18 protein-coding genes are annotated in these 21,422 nt (G+C 37.5%); 8 read left to right on the top strand and 10 right to left on the bottom strand.

Going from position 1 to position 21,422, the window contains the following annotated elements; genetic code table 11:
* Positions 1-7: 7 nt before the first annotated feature.
* The 8 genes from ABJV04_RS07510 to ABJV04_RS07475 all read left to right on the top strand — a co-directional run bounded on the left by ABJV04_RS07510 (position 8) and on the right by ABJV04_RS07475 (position 9,158).
* Positions 8-961: a glycosyltransferase family 2 protein gene (locus ABJV04_RS07510; protein ID WP_348490780.1), complete on the top strand. Its 954-nt coding sequence runs from the start codon at positions 8-10 to the stop codon at positions 959-961.
* Positions 962-1,016: 55 nt separating this feature from the next.
* The gene (locus tag ABJV04_RS07505) at positions 1,017-1,982 is read left to right on the top strand and encodes a glycosyltransferase family 2 protein (RefSeq protein WP_348490778.1); all 966 of its coding nucleotides are present in this window, start codon (positions 1,017-1,019) and stop codon (positions 1,980-1,982) included.
* On the top strand, positions 1,979-3,205 hold the full coding sequence (locus ABJV04_RS07500) for a glycosyltransferase family 4 protein (RefSeq protein WP_348490776.1): 1,227 nt from the start codon (positions 1,979-1,981) through the stop codon (positions 3,203-3,205). Before ABJV04_RS07505 ends, ABJV04_RS07500 begins: the two co-directional genes overlap by 4 nt.
* A gap of 86 nt (positions 3,206-3,291) precedes the next feature.
* Entirely contained in the window at positions 3,292-4,365 is a 1,074-nt protein-coding gene (locus ABJV04_RS07495; protein WP_348490774.1) for a hypothetical protein, read from the top strand.
* A gap of 28 nt (positions 4,366-4,393) precedes the next feature.
* Positions 4,394-5,692 (top strand): flippase, encoded by a 1,299-nt coding sequence (locus ABJV04_RS07490; RefSeq protein WP_348490773.1) that lies wholly within the window; start codon positions 4,394-4,396, stop codon positions 5,690-5,692.
* 289 nt (positions 5,693-5,981) lie between these two features.
* Positions 5,982-6,776, top strand: a complete 795-nt coding sequence (locus ABJV04_RS07485) for a nitroreductase family protein (RefSeq protein ID WP_348490772.1) — start codon at positions 5,982-5,984, stop codon at positions 6,774-6,776.
* 1 nt (position 6,777) lies between these two features.
* On the top strand, positions 6,778-7,959 hold the full coding sequence (locus ABJV04_RS07480) for a polysaccharide pyruvyl transferase family protein (RefSeq protein ID WP_348490770.1): 1,182 nt from the start codon (positions 6,778-6,780) through the stop codon (positions 7,957-7,959).
* Between the two features lie 26 nt (positions 7,960-7,985).
* Positions 7,986-9,158, top strand: coding sequence for a glycosyltransferase (locus ABJV04_RS07475; RefSeq protein ID WP_348490769.1), 1,173 nt, complete (start codon positions 7,986-7,988; stop codon positions 9,156-9,158).
* 60 nt (positions 9,159-9,218) lie between these two features.
* On the opposite strand, the gene ABJV04_RS07470 is transcribed toward ABJV04_RS07475, so the two are convergent.
* The 10 genes from ABJV04_RS07470 to ABJV04_RS07425 form a co-directional block, all read right to left on the bottom strand.
* Entirely contained in the window at positions 9,219-9,971 is a 753-nt protein-coding gene (locus ABJV04_RS07470) for a glycosyltransferase family 2 protein (RefSeq protein WP_348490768.1), read from the bottom strand.
* 41 nt (positions 9,972-10,012) lie between these two features.
* The gene (locus ABJV04_RS07465; protein WP_348490766.1) at positions 10,013-11,554 is read right to left on the bottom strand and encodes a hypothetical protein; all 1,542 of its coding nucleotides are present in this window, start codon (positions 11,552-11,554) and stop codon (positions 10,013-10,015) included.
* A 24-nt stretch (positions 11,555-11,578) separates the two neighbouring features.
* Positions 11,579-12,505 carry a polysaccharide deacetylase family protein gene (locus ABJV04_RS07460; RefSeq protein WP_348490765.1) on the bottom strand — a complete coding sequence of 309 codons (927 nt, stop codon included), beginning with the start codon at positions 12,503-12,505 and terminating at the stop codon, positions 11,579-11,581.
* Entirely contained in the window at positions 12,498-14,249 is a 1,752-nt protein-coding gene (locus ABJV04_RS07455) for an asparagine synthase C-terminal domain-containing protein (protein WP_348490764.1), read from the bottom strand. Before ABJV04_RS07455 ends, ABJV04_RS07460 begins: the two co-directional genes overlap by 8 nt.
* A 32-nt stretch (positions 14,250-14,281) precedes the next feature.
* Positions 14,282-15,736: an oligosaccharide flippase family protein gene (locus ABJV04_RS07450; protein ID WP_348490762.1), complete on the bottom strand. Its 1,455-nt coding sequence runs from the start codon at positions 15,734-15,736 to the stop codon at positions 14,282-14,284.
* Positions 15,729-16,721 carry a hypothetical protein gene (locus ABJV04_RS07445; protein ID WP_348490760.1) on the bottom strand — a complete coding sequence of 331 codons (993 nt, stop codon included), beginning with the start codon at positions 16,719-16,721 and terminating at the stop codon, positions 15,729-15,731. The genes ABJV04_RS07450 and ABJV04_RS07445 overlap by 8 nt, the downstream gene beginning before the upstream one ends.
* A 9-nt stretch (positions 16,722-16,730) precedes the next feature.
* The gene (locus tag ABJV04_RS07440) at positions 16,731-17,429 is read right to left on the bottom strand and encodes a hypothetical protein (protein WP_348490759.1); all 699 of its coding nucleotides are present in this window, start codon (positions 17,427-17,429) and stop codon (positions 16,731-16,733) included.
* Positions 17,430-17,439: 10 nt separating this feature from the next.
* Positions 17,440-18,771: a putative O-glycosylation ligase, exosortase A system-associated gene (locus ABJV04_RS07435; RefSeq protein ID WP_348490757.1), complete on the bottom strand. Its 1,332-nt coding sequence runs from the start codon at positions 18,769-18,771 to the stop codon at positions 17,440-17,442.
* A 79-nt stretch (positions 18,772-18,850) separates the two neighbouring features.
* Positions 18,851-20,209 (bottom strand): AMP-binding protein, encoded by a 1,359-nt coding sequence (locus ABJV04_RS07430; RefSeq protein ID WP_348490755.1) that lies wholly within the window; start codon positions 20,207-20,209, stop codon positions 18,851-18,853.
* A 3-nt stretch (positions 20,210-20,212) separates the two neighbouring features.
* On the bottom strand, positions 20,213-21,421 hold the full coding sequence (locus ABJV04_RS07425; RefSeq protein ID WP_348490753.1) for a glycosyltransferase: 1,209 nt from the start codon (positions 21,419-21,421) through the stop codon (positions 20,213-20,215).
* Position 21,422 lies beyond the last annotated feature (1 nt).

Here is a 21,422-nt window from a genome sequence, read left to right as displayed (position 1 = left end):
ATTAACTATGAATAACTCAGTATCGATAATTATCCCATTTTATCAAAGAAGCAAAGGGCTGCTAAGCAATGCTTTGAAAGGTATTGAAGCCCAAACTGCAGTGTCGCGAATTGCAAATATTATTGTTGTTGATGATGGGTCCCCTACCCCCGCTAAGCCTGAAATAGATGCGTTTAAGTCAAATTCGGATTTTTACCAAAAAATCATCCTAATTGAACAAAATAATGCGGGAGTATCACGAGCTAGAAATGTGGGGTTAGATGCAGTTACTGATAACAGCGAGTATGTCGCTTTTCTAGATCCTGATGACTTTTGGCAACCTCAACATGTAGAACTGTCCCTAAAAGGGCTGGATTTGGGAAGCGATTTTCACTTTTCTAATTTCACCCACATGGGAGTAACAATAGGAGCCTTTGAAAGAGCAGGCTATATTGATCCTTCTCAACACCCAGTTGTTGTTGATGACAATATTCACGAGTACATTGGCGACATGGTTCTACAAACTACAACAGCAAATATTATTGGTACATCCACCGTATTTTACCGGTTCACGAAAACGCCTCATTTACGTTTTGATGAAAAGTTTAAATTTGCTGGCGAAGATTATTTAATGTGGTTATCAATACTAGAGCATGCCCAAAAAATTACGTTTACAAACTCCATTACGGTAAAATATGGCGAAGGTATAAATCTATTTTCTGGGGCTAAATGGGGTAGTAAACATATGTGCGAAAGGTTGTTTGATGAAATAAATTATCGGTACTTTTTGCTTCATAACATAAACATGACAGATGCAAACCGTAAAATCGTAAAAAATATGCTGTATGACAACCGTAAAGCATACATCGGCAACTTACAATCTATGCTGAAAAGACTTAAACTCTCAGCTTTAAAGCTGCTATATAAGCACTTTACGCAAAATAAACCTTTTCGAGACACTTTATTAAAACGATTGAATTAATGTTTCAGTCAATTTTCACTGCGACGGTTACAATAATTAGTATTAGGAATAAACTTTGAAACTAATAGTACAAATTCCCTGCTACAACGAAGAGCACACTTTACCTGCAACTTTTCACGATATTCCTAAAACAATTGAAGGGGTTGATCAGGTAGAAATCATGATAATTGATGATGGTTCCAAAGATCGAACCATCGAAGTTGCTAAAGAACTTGGCGTAGATCACATCGTTATTAATAAAAATAACAGAGGTTTGGCTCGAACATTTCGCAAAGGTATCGATGAATGTCTTAAGCGAGGGGCAGATATTATTGTTAACACCGACGGTGATAATCAATATGCAGGTTGGGATATTCCCAAATTAATTCAGCCTATACTAGATGGAACATCAGATGTTGTAGTGGGTGATCGTCGTACAGGGCAAATCGATCATTTTTCTGGTTTCAAAAAATTCCTTCAGCGCCTAGGAAGTTTTGTGGTTAGACAGCTCTCAGGCGTAGATGTCCCCGATGCCGTCAGTGGTTTTCGCGCATATAGCCGCGAAGCAGCCTTACAACTTAATATTGTTTCACCATTTAGTTATACCATTGAAGCGCTGATTCAAGCTGGCAAAAAACATATGGCCGTAACATCTGTTCCTGTTGATACGAACGAAAAAACTCGCGAGTCCCGCTTATTTACCAGTATCCCCAAGTTTATCGAGCGACAGTTGACGACTATTGTACGTATGTACACCATGTATCAGCCATTAAAGGTGTTTTTTATTATAGCGGTCACCTTATCCGTATTAGGTATAATTCCGATCATTCGCTTTTTGTACTTTTATTTTACCGGTGATGGTAGCGGACACATCCAATCGTTAATTTTAGGTGGTGCTTTAACCATTTTAGGTTTTATAACGTTCTTAATTGCGTTGTTAGCTGATCTCATAAACTTTAATCGACAATTGGTTGAGCAAACTTTGGAAAAAGTTAGACGTCTTGAGCTCGAAATTAACGATCAAACGAAAGATAAAAAGTGAAAATATTAGTCGTTAGCTCGAACTACCCCAGATGGAAAGGGGATAGTACAACACCTTTTGTACATAACTTTGCGAAACAGTTGGTTGAAAAAGGTCATCAGGTAAGAGTGATCGCTCCACATTTCGAAGGCGCTTTAAAAAAAGAAACTTTAGATAACGTAGAAATTAGACGTTTTCAATACTTACTTCCCCAATCAGCTCAGACAGTTTGTTACCAAGGTGGTGCTTTAGGTAATTTAGAAAAGAATTCCACTAATAAATATAAACTTCCTTTCTTATTGATGTTTGAATGGTTAAGTATCTTAGTGCAAACCTTGCTCTGGCGACCGGAAGTTATCAATTCACATTGGCTAGTCCCTCAGAGCTTTTTATGCTCTATTGTTGCTATTTTAACTCGCACTAAACATGTAGCTACTGTGCATGGCGGTGACGTTTTTGCTTTAAATAGCGGCATAATGAAAAAAGTAAAAACGTTCGCGATTAAACAAGCAAATTACGTAAGTGTAAATAGCAGCGTAACTGAACAGAAAGTACTAGATTTAGCGCCGAATATTAACGATAAATTATTCCGATTGCCTACAGGGATATTACCTTTACCTCCAATCGAAATCGAAGATGTCAAAAAGCTTCAAGCTAAGTTACGTCAATCACCAAAACAAAAATTAGTTTTGTTCGTAGGTAGGTTGAGTGAAGAAAAGGGCGTTGGAGACGCTATTTTAGCGACTAAACTATTAGTCGATAAAGGTTTGGATATACGCCTGATAGTCGCTGGCGAAGGACATGATAAACAAAAATTCTTAGACTTAGTTGACGAGCATCAATTAACTCAACATGTTCAGTTTGAAGGATGGGTTGATAGCAACCAAATATACACTTACTTCAAATCTTCTGATGTTTTTATTGGCCCATCTAAACAAAGTTCTTCAGGTTGGATAGAAGCTCAAGGTCTCACTTTTGTAGAGGCGATGCTTGCTGAATGCGCAGTTATTGGTACTAAAAGTGGCGGTATACCTGATGCCGTTCAGCCAGGTAAAACAGGTTGGCTGTGTGAACCAAATAATGCAGAAGATTTAGCCAAAGCCATAGAAAATGTATTATTTCACCAAGACGACGTTGCTAACATTATTCAAAACGCACGAAAATTCGCTAATGAAAATTATTTAGTAGAACATGTTGCAGATAAATTTATTAGCTCAATAAATAGCGACAAAGTAGATGATTAACAAACTATTTAAATGCATGGAACACTTATCGAACTTACTGTTTACCATAAAAATGTGGATGTATTCAATTTAAGGTAATTTAGTTAATGGCTAATAAATATAAGCGCATACTTTTAGTTGGAAATTGCTTTTCATCTAATATGGATATTTCTCAAAATAGCCAATATCGCAGTTATAAAATACAAGAAGCATTCTCTGCACTAGGTGTAGACGTTAAATTGCTATTAATTAACTATAAAAGTACAAAATGCTACATTTCTGACGATAAAAAATTATGTGTATTAAGTGCTCATCCTTTAAAACTATTCAAAAGCCGAAGTCTATTAAAAATATTTTTAGGTGATCAAAAACCTGATATTTATTGGTTTACTAATGGTCCAATAGTCGCATTTATTTCCATGATATTTCTAAATATATTCAAGAAAAAAATTATTTATGAAGTATTGGATAATTACGATACGTACTATCCCAAGTTACTTTTTCCAATAACTTTAGTTGATAAGTACATTAGGAAATCAGCGATGCTTTGCATCTATGTAACAGCAGAACTGGCAAAATTAGATAAAAATAAAACAACTAAAAGACACGTAAATATAAATGGTTACGACCCTACAATTTTCACTAAAATGGATAAAGTTTTATCTAGACAACAACTAAATATACCATTAGACGCTAAAGTCATAGGTTTTGCAGGCTCTCTTGATCAAAGAGTAAATAGCAATCTTGAGTATTTATTTAAATCACCTAAATTTGAGAACTGCTTATTCGTAGTAGCAAGTAATTCCTCAGTCCCAGAGTTCGTAGACCGAAGCAATGTTTTATTTTTAGGGAAAATGGCAATGACTCAAATACCGTTGCTCATTAATTCTGCTGATATAATGTTAATTCCAAATCGACATGATGAATTTACGAAGTATTGTTTTCCAAGCAAATTAATGGAATATGAAGGATGTGAAGCAAATTACATTTACACACCAATGAATAAAACGGTACGTAATATATCGTCTGGTTACGAATCATCCTTTGATATGAATATTTATGCCAGTGATCTAGAAAAAGCACTAGATATGCCATCTTCATCTGTTAGGCAAAATAGTAAAAAGTATGACTGGCTGTATTTAGCAAAACGTTTGCAAAAAAAACTAGAGAGAATCCACTAATTTTGAATCACTTAACTCACTTTTCAGCATGAAGCTAACAACTTATTTTTATAATGCTAATTGGCTAATTATTGAAAAGTTAATTAGTTTACCCATTGGATTAATCACTAGTATATTTCTGGCTAGATACTTAGGGCCAGAGTATTTTGGAGTGTTTAGTTTTCTAATATCAGCCGTCTATATTTTCCTCCCGCTTATGCAATTCGGTTTAAACTCAGTTTTAACCAAAGAATTGGTTAGTCTTACCGATAAAACCAATGAAATACTATCTACTGCATTATCGATTCGATTATTAGCTTCGATATTCACATTTATAGTTGGTGTAGCCTCAGCGGTCTTATTCAACTGGATTGATGAACGTTACCTTGTGCTATTCGTTTTACTACTTTTTTCTTATACCTTCTCCGCATTCGATATTTTTAATTTCTGGTTTGAGTCGAAGAAAAACAATCGCCCAGTAGCAATTACAAGAGTTTTAACCTTACTACTGTTTAGTATTTTAAAAGTCACAGTAGTCATAAAGTTTGAATCATTAAACTTGCTTTTGCTAGTTCAAGCCACTGAGTTAATAGTTGGCTACCTACTTTATTATTTGTTGGCGAAGATTTACCAATGTCATTTTAAATGGCAGCCTTCCTATGCCTACGGAAAACAAATAATTAAAAAATGCTGGTGGTTAATTTTTTCTGGGCTCGCAGCAGCTTTATATATGAAAATAGATCAGGTTATGCTTGGCACAATCGCAACAAAATCTGAAGTGGGGATTTACTCAGTAGCGGTTCGCTTTTCAGAGATGTCTTACTTTCTTCCTGTTGCCATTGTTACAGCATTTTTCCCATTCCTAATTGAGCGTAAACAAGCAAGCTTCACTGCATATAACAAAACCTTAGCGATATTTCTTGGCGGTTTGTGCTGGTTGGGCATTAGCGTTGCGATTGTTGTTACCTTAATAGCTACTTACCTTATAAAAATACTGTACGGGACAGAGTATGATGCGTCAGCATCAATTCTAGCTGTTCATGTTTGGGGGGGTGTTTTTGTCTATATGAGAGCACTATTGAGTAAGTGGTTAATCATCGAAGATCTTTTGTACTTCTCATTAGTGACTCAAGGAACTGGCGCTATAGTCAATATTCTTCTAAACCTAATACTAATACCTCAATACGGAGGGATTGGGGCCGCTTGGGCGACAATCATATCACTTGCTATAGCAAGTTGGTTTTCATTCTTTTTCACTAAAAAAACAGTTAAAATAGCCATTATCATGACATGCGCGCCTTTCGTATTTCCAAAGCATTGTTTAAGCCTCATCAATAAAAAAAAGTAGGACTGTAATGAGTTTAAAGTTGATCAAGAGTATTTTGCCCCGTCCAATAATTACTTTAATACAGTCTATATTTACGAAACTTGGGGAATTAAAAGAAGCCATTGCTTTCCAATGTAGTAAAAACATGTTTCTTTCTACTACTTATTATTTTTTATTCTCTCGCGCATTTGACAGAGAACATTACTCGGTTTTGCATGGAAAAAAGCGGTATGCCAATGATATAAGACATGGCACTGCAGGATTAACCCTACTTCGCCGAAATGTGCACCGGATTGAGAAGGGTCTTATAATGAAACCACGTAGACCCATATTTGCAAAAGACTATATAACCGAAACTGTCGACTTCTTGCACAAAGTTGTTACTGAAAACCCTGAGACGGAGGCTGATGAACTCAACTGGTTTTGCGATGTCCTAATGACCTATTTTTTAGCCGTGAAAAATGATCCCGTCATTGATGAAGCAAAACGTTTATTTGACGTTACCATTAAGACCAAAAATCTCAAAATTACTGACAAGATTCCATATGTTAGAGACTTTTCCAACGATATCCCTAGTTTCGAGCAATTTGAAAATCTAAGCCTTAGAAGACGCTCTGTTCGATGGTTTGAGGATAGAGCTGTGCCTAGAGAGCTTATTGATCAAGCGATTTTGGCTTCTTCGCAATCACCAAGTGCTTGTAACCGTCAACCTTTTAGGTTTCATATTTTTGACGACCCATCCTTAGTTCAAGAAGTATCTAACATTCCCGGTGGTACCGCAGGGTTCAGTCATAACTTTCCTGTATTTATTGCCGTGATTGGTCAACTGCGTGCTTATTTTGATGAACGTGACAGACACGTGATATATATTGATGCATCCTTAGCAAGTATGTCTTTTTTATTTGCTCTAGAAACTTTAGGATTGAGTAGCTGTGCTATAAATTGGCCAGATGTACCAGAGCGGGAAAAGCAAATGAGCAAGGCCCTTGACCTAGATGGAGACGAAAGAGTTATCATGTGTATAGCTGTTGGCTATCCCGACAAAAACGAGAAAGTCCCCTTTTCTCATAAAAAGTCTCTAAGTCAATTAAGGAAGTATAACTAAGATGTCCAAAATGATTTTCGAAATTCACGGTGGCCAATTTCAAAATAAAGGCGCGATGAAGATGCTCGTCACATGCATAAAACAGCTAGAGCAACGAATTCCCAATGTTACTTTTGTTGTCGATGGATGTGTTGGCAACGACCAGCAATTAGACTCCCTAAACTTAAAAAAACTTTTATTTAAACGCGGGTGGATGGGCTCTAAACGATTTACTATTGGTCTTTTTATACAGCGAATCATAGCTGCTGTGGCGTCAGCTTTTCCATTCTTGTTTAAGGATGTATTTACTTTAAATAAGATTGATGGAGTAATTGATGTTGCGGGTTTTGCGTACACAGACCAATGGGGTTATAAACCAAGCGAAGACTTCGCTAAGCTAGCTGGTTATTATCGCCAAAAAGGTAAGAAGGTCGTTATGCTTCCACAAGCATTTGGAACTTTTACTCAACCTCAAATAATCAATGCAATTGAAAAAATCATTAATAACGCAAATTTAATTTATGCTAGAGACTCCTCCTCATTTAAACATCTTTTAGAAATAACCAATAACACAGATGTAGTAAAAAAAGCGCCTGATATAACGCTATTTGTAAAAGCAAATAGTAGCGAAAGTCAGATAGTAAGCAATAAAGTAGCAATAATCCCTAATATGCGAATGCTAGATCAAGGAAGTGAGTTCTGGAAAGAAAACTACGTTCAGTATTTAAATATGACTATTGATACTTGTATTGATAAAGGCTTAGACCCGATTTTTGTTATTCACGACCAAGCTGGAGAAGATATTAAGGTTGCCCAAAAAGCGCTATTAGAAAGAGCAGATGAAATTCAAGTGCTTCAAATCGATGATCCTTGGGAATTGAAATCAATGTTAAGCACTATGCAATTTGTTGTAGGTTCAAGATTTCATGGTTTAGTTGCAGCCTTATCCAACGATGTACCCGTTATATCTATAGGCTGGTCTCATAAATATGCTGAATTGTTAAGTGATTTTGGATTAAGCGAGTTTTTAATTTCAGAGCAACATGGGGAAAAAGAGCTATCTTCATTAATCAATATTCTTGCGGATGAAAATCAAAATCTTTTAAAACGAAATATTGTTAAAACCAATTTCGAAAAGCAGAAAGATATCAATAAACATATGTGGGCAGACGTTGTAGAGGTGTTGCAAGGCAACTCCCGGTGAAAGTACTCCACTTAACATCTGGAAAGTTGTCTGGCGGAGCCTCAAAAGGAGCTTTGCGCTTACATAAAGGTTTACTTGATATTGGCGTAGAATCTCACCTATGCGGTAATAACAACACTCTAGAGAACATAGAAAATTTAATAGAATTGAGTTTTCTTGATAAAGTTAAATATTCGATAAATCGTAAAAAAAACACCCTTGACCTAAGTCGATATAATGACAAAAGTGATGAAATATTCAGTGTCGGCAAAGACCCGTTTAATTGTTTCAAACATATTAACTTTAGTGACTACGATATAGTCAATTTACACTGGGTAAATTACTCAATAAATATTGATTTTATAGGGTACTTAAAAACTCAAACGAAGCTAGTTTGGACGTTAAGGGACATGTGGCCGTTTACGGGAGGATGCCATTACTCCCTGGACTGTATCGGTTATAAAAAAGTGTGTGGGTATTGCCCGAAGTTAAAATCGAATTCAGAGACAGATATTTCTAACTCCCTTCTTTTAAAAAAACAATTAGCTTTTAAGAATATCCAATTCATAGCCATATCTGATTGGCTAAAGACTGAAGCTTTATCTAGCACCATTTTAAATAACTCATCAATTGATACTATTTATAATTCAGTAGATGTTTCCGAATTTACTGTCATAAATGATATCGCTGCTATAGAGAGTTTAAAAAAGAAGTTTAATATTAAAACCACCAAAAAAATTATACTTACTGGGGCTCAAGATGTAATGGATACCTATAAAGGTCCGGGCTTCGTGCGTGAATTTATCAAATTACATTCAGATGAGTTCTATTTTATTATTTTTGGACAAAACGCTGAAACATTAACCAGTGGTTTAGATGTTGAGAATATTCAACTTGTTGGATTTCAAGATGAGCCCTCCTTAGCTAAACTCTACAACATCGCTGATTACTTTTTAATGTGTTCTATTCAAGAGGGTTTTGGTAAAACAATTGTTGAATCCTTGTCCTGTGGAACCCCAGTTATCACCCTCGCAGGAGGTGCTCCTGAAGAGTTGATATTAGCAACAGAAGGTGGTTTTATTTGGGATGGTGTTTCAAAACTTGATTTAAGTGCACAAAAGTCGCCTGAAAAATTAAGCCTCAACGCTAAAAATAAATTTAGTCTAGAAACCATAGCAAAATTATACGAATCTAAATATGTAGAGATTACCTCAGGCTAATTTTTCACTAAGCTTCAACACTCTTTGTGACTGATATTCAATAAACAAATTACTAAACAATTAGTTAATTAAATATTTGAGTCGTCTATACGGAAGATAAACAAGCCAATATAATTTATGAATAAACGTATTTAGTAGGGTTGATGGGTTAGTGGCCTGTACCCTCCTCTCTTCATCGAATCGGGCTTTTAAAGACTGCCAATCTTGTTGGGAGCTAACTCCTGTATCTCGCATAAAAGACAAAGTGATATTGACTGTTTTAGAGCGTATTCCTTTTCTATAAATTCTGAGAAAGAAATCGTAATCCATGCAAATTTTAAAAGTTTCATCAAAATGTCCGTATTTTTCAAACAAAGCTCGCTTACACACAGAGCCCTGATGGTGAACACCTTTGAAATTAGTTTTCCAACTTAAAGGACGAGCAATTAATGTAGAGTTATTTCTGCCATATTTAACATTGCATAGCACTACATCATCAGACTCTTCCATTTGAGAAACCAATCGACTAATTGTTTCAGGCTCATAAAGGTAATCATCTGAGTGAATAACGATAATGTAGTCACCGGTACAGGCTTTGATGCCTTTGTTCATTGCATCAGAGATACCGTTATCAGGTTCAGAGACTAAAATATCTATTTTATCGGCGTATTTGTTAGCAATATTTAGCGTATTGTCAGAAGATCCCCCATCAATAAATACATATTCAATATTACTATATGTTTGTTCAACAATACTTTTTATGCAGTGTTCAACATATTTTTCACCGTTATATACAGCTGTTACAACAGAAATTTTAGGTAAATATTGGGTCATCAAATTAACGCCCATGAAAAGTTAATTGAGTGAATTAACATTTATTGTGCTCCTTCAACTAAATACTTCGCACATGCTGCTTCTTTATCTTTGTGATATTGAATCATGAACTGTTCAATTTTATCCTCTGTTAATTCAGATAAGAACGCATTATCTGAGTCAGAATAGTGATAATCATTATGATTAAACACAGGACCATCTTCCAAGTAATAACGATTAGTCAGGCTTAGATTCAACATATTTAGTATGCCGAAAGCGCCTAAAAACGCCATAAGCGCTAGAACACCTTTATTGTAACGTTTCCCTTCGATTGCATTGACATAGACCACTATAATGGTTGCTAGGGCCAAAGGTGGCCAAAACTCTGTAATATAACGGTGAGCAATAGTTGGATAGGTTAATTGGAAAAATGCGCCAATCGAACTCAATAAAAGTATTCCGATCAGTAATAAAGGGTTACCTTTTCTACTTTTTACAATCCCTTGCACTAAAACAATCAAATAACAAAGACAAGATAGTGACCACAACTGATAAATCGGAACAACCGGATCTTCAATTCTTCCGAAACCCGTTTCTAAATTCAACCTTAAATATTTATAGGTTTCCATGTCGGCGGTAAAATAAACATAGAGATTTGGAATGATTCTGAAAGCCTTAGCAAACTCCCCTACAGGCAGAACTGGACAACGCCTCTCCGTGAACCCTTCTAAAAAGTTGTAACCATAATTGTGACCCATGAACTCTATGGCATCACCAAACTTCAAGTAGTTTATTAGCAATACACTTAGACCAAAAGCAAACATTATCAAGAGCGAAACTGTATGATTACGGAAAGCGGTAGTTACAATATTTAGTATATAATTTTGTTTCACTCCCTCACTTTGCATCGTTCTTAAAATACAAATTAGCATTAAGAAGCAAGTTACACTATACAAGGCTAACGCAGTTGGCATTCGAGTATGAACACATAAGCCAGCAACCACTGCATACTTTACAAAACTATAGTTTTTTTGTGAATCTATAAAAAAGTTGTCTTTGATTAATAAACCTAAAAATATGTTACTCAAACACAATGCTGCAGCGTAGGGCTCATGGTATATCACTGAATTCTGTAAAATAATAAATGTGCCTGAACCGAACCAAAGAACACATAAAAGTCCAAACACCATAATCAGATTGGTAATTGAAAAATCACCAAACTTAACAAATCGTTTCCATATACTAAAATGTAAAATCACCTGCCCAAACGTCGAAAACAGAAAAACTACCAAGGTAGAAAGTGGTGTGGACTGAAGGTCAATAAAGGGGCTCAGTATAAGCCTAGGCAACGTGGGAAGCATCCCGTAATACATGTAGACTTTCGAATCGATGTAATTACCTTCTTGTCCAATACTAAAAGCAGGTATATCTAAGCGACCATCAATAATTGCCAATGTATAAAAGTTATAGGCCCGCCATAGAAATTGCGGCTGGAAAAAATCAAAAGTGAAATTAGTTGCAAATGCTGCATATGCAATCACAGCAATAACAACAAAAAGAAAGTTAACTATTTCAATTTTTTTTAACTGAGGGGAATTATCCATAATTTTTATTCAACATTTTATTTATTATAATCTCGACTTGAGTAACCGCGCATGAAACTTAAGTGGTGAGGTATCCCAAGGAGTAAAGCGCTTTAATCGGTGTAAGTCGTCCCCATAACTTGATGTCCCCCAATCTGTCACTACAGCGGTTTCATAGCCCGCGTCTTTAACTAGCTGTACAGTTTCATCGGTTAAGTCTTTGCCATAGGAGCCATTAGGATAAGCAAAATGTTTTACAGCTTTACCAGTCCATCCCTCTAACTGTGCTTTACAGCGATTTATTTCTTCAAACTGTAGCTCTTTAGAAAGTACTTTGAGGATAGGATGGTTAACTGTATGTCCACCAATTTCAACACCAGTCTCAGAAAGTTGTTTGATTTGCTGTGCATTCATCATCCGAGGAGTTGGATCTGGTAAGTTGTTGTCATCATAAAGTTGTTGAACACCGGCAAGACGCTCTTCAATCGACAGGTACTTTAGCCGCATCAATTGCTCTTCAGCTAATCGATTACGATTATCCCAATCACCTAACAGCACCGATTTATTCTCAATAATTAAACTAGTTAAGTTAGCGTCTTTAAATAAATCCAACACCCTGTCATTCCACATATCTGCGCCTTCAGTAAAGGCTGTGGCTACATAAACAGTAGCTGGAATTTTGTACTTTGCTAAAATAGGCTGGGCAACAGTGAGGTTATTCAAATATCCATCATCGAAAGTGACACATATGGCTCGTTTAGGCAGAGTATTGTTTTTTATGTGGTCAGCGGCTTCAGATAAACTAATAGGCGAAAAGTGCTTGGATATCAGTTGCATATGCCAATTAAAAATATCAGCGGTAACTTCATAGGGACGCATTGGATCGAACTGTTCTAAAACCTGATGATAGATCAAAATACTGAGCTTGTTACCACCAATTAATTTGTTTACCGCCCCTAAAATACTATGCACGAAAATCCTCAGCTTCTTTTTGCAACCACAACTCTAACACCACCATGATCCAAATCAGCTCGCCAAAGTAACCGGCGTGGACGCTCCCATGGGACTCCAGAGCCTGCTCCACTAGACTTTGTTTAACAATATTTCGTTTTTTAAAACTGTTTAGTGCGTTTATGGTCAAATCTTTTAATGTTTGGTTTTCATTCATCCAAACACCAAAGGGCAAACCGAAACCATGTTTGCTTTTATTAAGTGTTTCATCGGGTAGAAACCCTTTACAGGTCTTTTTATAAAAGTCGCGTAATTTATTTCCAGGTAATTTAAGATCTGCAGGAATAGTGCAACTGAAATCGACTATATTTTTATCTATCAATGGATAACGTACTTCAACACCAGCAAGCTCACACATTTTATTAACTTTAACCAAGTCATTATCAGCAAGGGTAAACTTCCAATCTAGATATAACATACCATCAACTGGGTGCTCACTTTTACAATCTTTAAAACGACTCATTAATTGTTGCGCAGGTTGTTCAACATCGACTTCGTCAAGAATTCCCCGAGTAAAAATAGCGTCATTACCTAATTGATTCACAAAATTATGAGTTTGTAGCCGACCTGGTAAAGCCACTTTTGCCTGGGCAATATAACTTGCTACTTTCTTAAATAACGGTAATTTACGGGTTACCCCGTTATTCAATAAGGCATCCAAACTATTCGCTAACCATGTTGGCAACTTAGTATAGTGTTCAAATACTTTTTGTTTTGCATAGCGCTCGTTTCCGGCAAAGAACTCATCACCACCGTCTCCCGCCAACAAAACATCAATTCCTTGGTTTTTTGCAAATGTTGCACAAAAATATGCAGCCATCGCCGAGGAGTTACCAAATGGCTCATCAAAATATTGGGCAACTTTAACAAATTCTTTAGCTGCTTCTTCCGGTTTTAAATACAATACCTCATGATCTGTGTCGAAGTGTTTAGCCGTGATAAGAGCATATTCAGTTTCGTCGTATCCGGGCACTTCAAAACCTATGGAAAAGGTTTTGGCTTTTTCAGGCTGTTCTTTTCTACCCTGAATTTTTGCCAACATTCCAGCCACTGTGGAACTATCCAATCCACCACTTAAAAAAGCCCCTACATTGTCGCTAGAATGAGACTCAACTGCGGTTTCAATAGTACTTAAACATGTTTTTAAAGCACCGTTAGGATCGTCAATTTGTGAGGCAAACTCAGGGCAATAAAGTAATTCACTATTTACGACACCATCCACTCCAAAATATACCGCTTTACCCGGTTCCATTTTAAATGCGCCTTGGTAAACGGTTTTCGGTGCTGGAATACAGTGAAAATAGATATAGTTATATAAAGCTTGTTTGCTTATCTGTAATGTTACAGTGTCGATAGCCTTTATTGCACGCAACGAATCACTAATAAAAAGCTGGTTTCCCGACTGATAGTAAAAACAAGGCTTAGTGGCTAGATGGTCAGTCAAAACAATTGCAGGCAAGCCCTTTCTACTAATCACTATCCAAAACTGACCTGATAGTTGTTGATAAAAATCAGTTAATGAAGCACTCGTAAGATATGCATCTTGCACCGATTTCGGCTCTACTCGACGTCCGTTTAGCAGTACATAACCATGAACAATTATGCTTCCTTCTTCAGAAGTGTAAGCACTTGTCTGTTTATGATGATGAACAAACAGCTTTAACTCGCTGTTATCGGTTATCTGATACCAATCGGCTAATTGCACGCTGATTTATCCTTTCTAAGTACAAAACAAATTTATTTATAACCAAAAGCTTTATTTATTACTAGGCTTTCAAGAGTATTTTCTGGTCTTCCCCGCACCACAAAAAGCAATATGATGGTGGCCAAATAACAAATCCCTCCAATGGCGACTTTCAGCAGTAAAACAAAAAACAAGGGCCAATGGAGTTGTGGGAAAAACGTCAATACAACAAACATGACAACTGCACCAGTTAAAGCAGGCCACCAACTACCTAAAATACGTTGCAACGATATCTCTAATTCACGACTAATGCTCACTAAAACCATTGGCAGCGCCAAAAGTACGCTGAAAAACAACATTTTAGGCAAATGAGAAACATCTAAATACACAAGTGTAATTAGAATAGTGGTGATTAAAATAACATTTCGGGCCCACATCAAACGGTTAGAAACAACTTCCTTCTCCATCATGACCAAAAATTGTTCACTAAAAAACATCATTATACCGCCAATCATAGCGTATAAGCTAAACCATTGAAGCATGGGAATGGCGGCGAGCCACTTGTCCCCTAAAAAAACAGGGACAAACTCTTCTGCCACAAGGGATAAACCTATCCCAACGGGCAAAAAGACATACACCGCAGCTGCAAACGTAATCAATAAAATATCTTTAAAGTTTGCACTTTCTCTCAACACCGATAAATTAGGAATCAACCCGCGGATTACAGGCATCAAAAGCTCTTTTGTGAATAGCCCCGCGAGATTTACCGCAATGTGATAAACACCTAAGAATTGAGCGGAAGCGACGCGACCGACGATAGCGACATCAGCTTGGTTGTTAATATACCTAGCGATACTAAGTGGTACAGTAGCTTTAGAATATTTGAGCATATCCTGCCAGTTATACAAACTCAGCTTAGGTCTAAAAGGGTGTATAAAGTAACTTAATAAACAGCCAATAATTGACGACACTAATTGACCAATGACTAATGCCCAAAAACTCTGCAAATACCAAGCAAAGCCGATAGTAGCCGCAAGGTAACTTAACCGCGTCCAAATGGTCAGAACAAAATCGACCTTAAAGTTCATTTCCTTTTGCGCAATGATAATCCCGAAATTATTCAACCCCTGAATCACTCGAACTAAAGCTAAACAATAAATCACATCGGTTAATACTGGCTGGCTATAGAAATCAGCGATAAAAGGGGCAAGTACAACCAATGGTACGGCAATGACAAAAGATTGAATTATGCCTACAGTCCAAGCTGCGTTAAAAACACGATTATCATGTTCTTTATATCTTAAAATATAGAGATTTAACCCTGCTTGGGTTAGTGATTCCAACAATGCAACGACGATAGTGGCCATCGCTATTATTCCGAAATCAGCAGGTGTAAGAAGCCTGGCAAGTACAAATGTACTTACCATACCAATGAGCTTGGAGCCCCATTTAGAAAGAATTGACCAGATGATACTAAAAAGTGTATTGGTCTTTACTTGCTCAGTCATAATTGAACGGCAAAATACCGTAGATTGCGTCTATTAAGCCTTCTGGGGTTGAGTAAATTTTTTCAACTTTTTTAGTTCGGATATTCAAAGCAACGATTAGCGAATTATTACCGGACGAATATTTAAAATTACCTTTGGTTAAAAACTTAATTTTAGATTTCAAATTAGTTTTTCGTAATTTAGAGTAACCTATGTAAAAAATATCGCCATCAATATGCAATCCACGGCACCATCCCATTGGACGATTTAGTGCACCACCGAATGGGTCAAAAGTATCCAGTGTCTTTTTCGATTTTGGGTCACTAAAAACAAGATAACCATCGACCCGTGTAAACACGATCTTATTATCCCACCATATGCCATCATGAACGCTTACTTCGCCACCTAAACTGATATCGATAATCTCAGTAGGCTTATTTAAATTAACAGCGTCTTCTTGAGGACAGCGCGTTGCCCAGAGATCATGCCCGATTTTAAAAACAAAATTAGGATGACTATCATGGGGCCTTGTGGAATGTACTAGCCTGTAGTCAACATTTTTATCAAATCGGTGCCAAGGGTCTTTACCTTCCGTATTTAAAATTGACTTAATTTCACCATTGGTTATATCCATAACCACGACATTATCTAAACCTGTAGAGGTAACCACGAGATCACCATCTAACACATGCACAGAATGAATGTTATGAAAACAAGGGTGAGAATAAACAGATAAAAGCGTTAATTCAGGTAACTGGTAACAGTGAACCTCTGTATCAGTGGGTAACCATAATTTATCCCCATCAACACATCCTGCTGTAAATTGTAAATTTGGATGCTCATCAGGATAGTTCTCACCACCTTCGGTTTTCGTTAGAAGTTGAGAAAACTCACCAGATTCTAAATCTAATAATACTAAACTGGCTTTTCCATAATATTTACCTTCCCCTAACTCAAACCCATTCGGGCGTAGGCAACCGCCAGACAACATCAGCTTCTTAGACACCCTAAACTCCTAGTTATTTTTAGCTTTTTCTAGCTCTGCAATTTTCATTTTTAGACCCGGTAAGGGGTAACCTAATTTGTAAGCCGCCTCAGCATATTTTTTTGCATTAGCAATATCATTTACTTCAGCATACGCTAGCCCAACATTATATTTTGTTTCTGCTGAACCTGGTGATAGTTTGTCAGCTTCCAAAAACTTTTCTAATGCGCTTTGGTGTTCACCACGACGGTAATGATAAATTCCCCACGTTAAATATGTTGAAGCTTGACCAGGGTAAATTTTAGCTGCTCGTTCGAAAAAGCAACCTGCCTCATATTTAGGTGCACCTGTATTTAGGTTGGCCTTAAATGAGCGAGAATTCTCCCATTGATATTCATACCTAGCATACGCGTCTAAGGCTGCAGGGTGATTGGGAATTGAACCTAAAACAAATAATAAATCACCAGGTTGTTTACCCGTGTTTCCTTCGGTAAGACGCCTAACTTTTCTAGGGAAATGTGCAGACTCTACCAAATATAGTAAACCGCCTCGATAAGTCCCTGTGCTTTGCCGCGTCTCTGCTGCATAATAATCGAATGGCTTACCTCTTCGCCATTTCATTTCCATACAATCAGATTTAGCAAAAGCATCACCTATTGCTCCAAAGGATAACAAAGTAAAAAGTACTGAATATGTCAGTGAGGTTTTCAATAAATTAATTTTAACCATAGTTAACTTCTTATATTTGCTTAATAGGTTGTCTTCCAAGAGCATGATTTTCTATCACTTTCTTGGGATTCACAATATGAATAGAAATCGCACACACTATACCCACTATGGTATAAAATAAATCAAAGTAAGCCAAACTCACATTCCCGCCGGTAATACAATAACCAACAAGCGTGAGCGTTAGAGCTTTACTTAAATTAACTAACCAAACCTGCTCGTTTTGTTCGGCCCACTTTTTATTTTTAAAATTAAGCCTGAGGGTACCTAATAGTATCATCATAAAAATAAATAAGCCGCCAAAACCATGGTCACCTAACACCTGCATGTAAATATTATGAGCCGCCTTCGCTCCGAGAGTAGGTGGAATAGGAGGCGTTTCAATTGGACCAAAATGTGGCGTCATAGGTGCGTAGTAGCGCCAAAGTGGTTGGTTTTTAACTGCGTGGAAGCCCCCACCAGTCATTGGGTAATCAAGTGCAATCAGAGTGGAAATTTTCCAAGCCCACAACCGACCAATAAACGAGCCATCTTCACTTGCTGCTGTGGACACAGTATTTTGTCGCTCTTTCCACTCCCCTGGCGCAAATGCAAAAAATAACGGGATAATGATTGCTGCAACAACACCGTATAGCACCTTGCGTTTAGACGTCCACCAGAATGCCGCGCCTAGAATAACTAAACCAATAAACCCGCCTCGAGAATATGTTCCGATAATAGCCAATATGTTTAGTACTAAAATGATTTTCAAACCACGTTTTATTAAAAAATTCTCAGTCACTGAGATTAAATAAATAACCAGTGGAATACACATATTAATAGCAACCGCCAGGTCATTTCTATCCCGTATAATACCGGCTTTACCGACGATTCTATGACTACCTCCAGATAACATGAATTTTACGGCTTCCATTGCAGCAAAAGAGGAAATAGCCAAAACTATAGCCCAAACCATAGTGTTAAAATGTAATCTTTTATAAATAGTCAACGTAATAAATAAAAACAGTAAAATGACTTTTATAAATTGATTCCAGTAATCCCAAACATAAGCGGAGTAAGAGGTTTGATTTGTTGCAGTAGAAATTAATGTCCATATTGCAAAAATCAACATCCAAAAGGTTAGTCCATTAAATTTCCATTGTTTATATTTTTGGACGATGATGTATGAAAGCGCGGTGATAACCACTATGGTTAAATTCAAACGAAAGTGACTGGAAAAACCGAAAGCCCATTTTGCAGGCGCTGTTAGAGCAATCCACACCCATGCAGCCGTACCTATATAAGGACGTTTAAAACTGTAATAAATGGCAACAAAAAGGAAGCCAACAAGGAGCAGATCACGCATTAATCATCGTCCTGCATGCTGGACCACCAAAACATATAACAAATAGCTGCAATATCAGCCATAAGATACAAACTATCTATCATGTTACGCTCACTTTACTTATGACATATCGATATTTGCCCGATTTTTCCGGTGCAATTTCGGTTAAAGATTCTACAGTAACAGATACCTCTTCTCCAAGTCTTGCTTGAATCCCAGTAACAATAATATTCTGTGTCTGTTTATCAACTTCACCCGTTTTTGAGACTACTTGTACGTGGGTATGTTGCTTAGTTTCCTGAACGATTTTAAAAGCTTCAATACTTTTTATATCTCGTAAAATATAAATCAGTGAAAGCCCATGTAAAATCGTGCCATCTGCCGCGACGACAAAATCTGTGCTGCGCCCTTCGATAGATTCTAGCATTGGTAGGCCACGACCGCAGGCACATTTTTTATCCGACATAACAGCAATATCACCGGTACGATAACGAATAAATGGAAATTCAGATGTGCCCATATGTGTCACAACAATTTCACCCGATTGGCCAGGCGGAAGGGGATTACCATGGGTATCGACAATCTCCACCACTATGTCTTCGTAAGACAGGTGCATGCCCCCTTCTGGGCATTGATGAGCAATAAACCCAGCATCTCTGCCTCCATAGCCGTTAGCTACAGGGCAACCAAACACCTCTTCAATACTCTCTCGTTGGTATGGATACAATCTTTCTGACGTAACAAAAGCCACCTTGATACCTAAATTGTTCATTTCCATACCCTGCTGTTTGGCAGTTTTAGCCAACAAATCAAATACAGATGGATAACCAAATAACATTTTAGGTTTAGTATCTCGAATGGTTTTCAAAAATGACAACAGCTTTTGTTCTGTCATATCAAATGCGGGAATTAATTCGGAACGAAACAGGCCGTCGCGGATCAAGCGCACTTTATCTTGCGCTCCTAGCTCAATGGGAGAGCCCCAAGCGACGATTTCTTTATCACCGATATCGACATCCCACCAGCGCGTAGCACGCCATTTTTCAGCGACATCGTGAGACACACGTTCATTACCCAATAGAAATATTAGCGGTTGGCCGCTTGAGCCACCAGTATTAAACCGGGCTAACGGGCCAGCTGCATCTGATTTTAGTTGGTCAAAGTTAGCAGAAATCTTACTTTTGTCTAAAAATGGCAACTTAACTAAATCTTCAGCGCAGGTGATGTCATTAGGGCTGATGTTCGCTGAATCAAACAATTGACGGTAATAAGGCACATTTTTGTAGACTGTTTGCATGAATTTTTGCAAACGAAGTGACTGCTGCTGCTTTAATGTTTCTGGATCCAACCATTGAGACTTTTCTAAAGACTTGCGAATTTTTACGGTATCGTGCTTCTTAAGCCTTTCATGTAAGGGAAAAAGTAATTTTGAGACGATTTGAGTATATAGACCAGACATCCACTAATGCTCCCTTGAACTTACTAAATTGTTATAAATATCCATAATTTTAGCCATTCTGGTGTCCCAATGATTTTGTTGGGCATAGTCAATTATAGCCTGACGCTCCCACTCTTTGTTTAAGCCTTTGTTTAATGACGCGAACAATGCGGGATGGTCATCAAATGGTACAATCTCGCCAACATCGTCACTGTTTATCACTTCGCTATTACCGCCTACATCACTAGCAACAACAGGCGTACCACAGGCCATACTTTCAAGAATAACATTTGCCCATCCCTCATTGGCGGTTGAAAGTACAAACAAATCAGCAGACGATAATGGGGCGCTGAGTTTATCTTGTGATAGAGAGCCTAAAAACTTAACATGCTCCTCTAAATTCAAGCTTTTAACTTGAGCACGCAGTTCAGCTTCAATATTGCCCTCGGCACTCGCGCCGCCAACAATTAAATATACAAGCTTAGGATAGCGTTTTAATAATTCAGGAAGACAGTCAATGACACGGTGGAAGCCTTTTCGCCTAACTAAACCACCTACCGTAATCAGCACCTTGGCATCTTCATCAATTCCCATTTGTTGTCGAGCCTGATTAGGCGCGATAGCCGAAAACTTATGAGTATCAACGCCATTTCCCACGACAGTGAATTTATCTTTTTGCGCCCCTAATGAGACCGCAAGTTGCTTCAATGAATTAGCCACACAAATCATGTGGTCGGCATCCTGCCAAGCTTGTAACATTAACTTCAGTTTTTCTGGATCTTTACTATGAGACAACTCGGTGCCACGTAGAGTAATTGTCACTTTTTTATTTAGGCGATGGCCAACTTTGGTGGCAGCTAAACCATCGGGATACGTAAAGTGACTATCAAGAATATCAATTGTTTGCTGTTGCTCTAATTGCTTAGCGACTTTATAAGCCGCTCGCGCCATCATCGCACCGTCTAACTTTCGAAAAAACTTAGGAATAGATAAAAATCGGGGAAAATGAACGGTTATCCCCTGTTGAATCTCCTTTTTTTCCGGCATAGGACGATAATTAGGTTTGAATAACCTAATCAAACCTTGTCCAGGAAACCAAGGAACAGGGCTTATCACTTCAATGTCAGCATACTCTGCTACACGAAACATTCTTTCGCGTACAAACAAACCTGATTGTGCTCGTACTGAGTTAGGAAATAATGAACTCAATACGACAATTCGAAGGCGTTTCATG

This window comes from Aliiglaciecola sp., from assembly GCF_039982535.1.
In the GTDB taxonomy this organism is placed as follows: domain Bacteria; phylum Pseudomonadota; class Gammaproteobacteria; order Enterobacterales; family Alteromonadaceae; genus Aliiglaciecola.
The sequence above is the reverse complement of the archived record's forward strand: the minus strand, read 5'-3'. Positions and strand labels throughout refer to the sequence as shown.

Coding starts and splice junctions, on each gene's coding strand:
- ABJV04_RS07510 (WP_348490780.1), top strand. CDS start 8: ATGAATAACTCAGTATCGATAATTATCCCATTTTATCAAAGAAGCAAA.
- ABJV04_RS07495 (WP_348490774.1), top strand. CDS start 3,292: ATGGCTAATAAATATAAGCGCATACTTTTAGTTGGAAATTGCTTTTCA.
- ABJV04_RS07490 (WP_348490773.1), top strand. CDS start 4,394: ATGAAGCTAACAACTTATTTTTATAATGCTAATTGGCTAATTATTGAA.
- ABJV04_RS07485 (WP_348490772.1), top strand. CDS start 5,982: ATGAAACCACGTAGACCCATATTTGCAAAAGACTATATAACCGAAACT.
- ABJV04_RS07480 (WP_348490770.1), top strand. CDS start 6,778: ATGTCCAAAATGATTTTCGAAATTCACGGTGGCCAATTTCAAAATAAA.
- ABJV04_RS07470 (WP_348490768.1), bottom strand. CDS start 9,971: ATGACCCAATATTTACCTAAAATTTCTGTTGTAACAGCTGTATATAAC.
- ABJV04_RS07465 (WP_348490766.1), bottom strand. CDS start 11,554: ATGGATAATTCCCCTCAGTTAAAAAAAATTGAAATAGTTAACTTTCTT.
- ABJV04_RS07450 (WP_348490762.1), bottom strand. CDS start 15,736: ATGACTGAGCAAGTAAAGACCAATACACTTTTTAGTATCATCTGGTCA.
- ABJV04_RS07440 (WP_348490759.1), bottom strand. CDS start 17,429: ATGGTTAAAATTAATTTATTGAAAACCTCACTGACATATTCAGTACTT.
- ABJV04_RS07435 (WP_348490757.1), bottom strand. CDS start 18,771: ATGCGTGATCTGCTCCTTGTTGGCTTCCTTTTTGTTGCCATTTATTAC.
- ABJV04_RS07430 (WP_348490755.1), bottom strand. CDS start 20,209: ATGTCTGGTCTATATACTCAAATCGTCTCAAAATTACTTTTTCCCTTA.
- ABJV04_RS07425 (WP_348490753.1), bottom strand. CDS start 21,421: ATGAAACGCCTTCGAATTGTCGTATTGAGTTCATTATTTCCTAACTCA.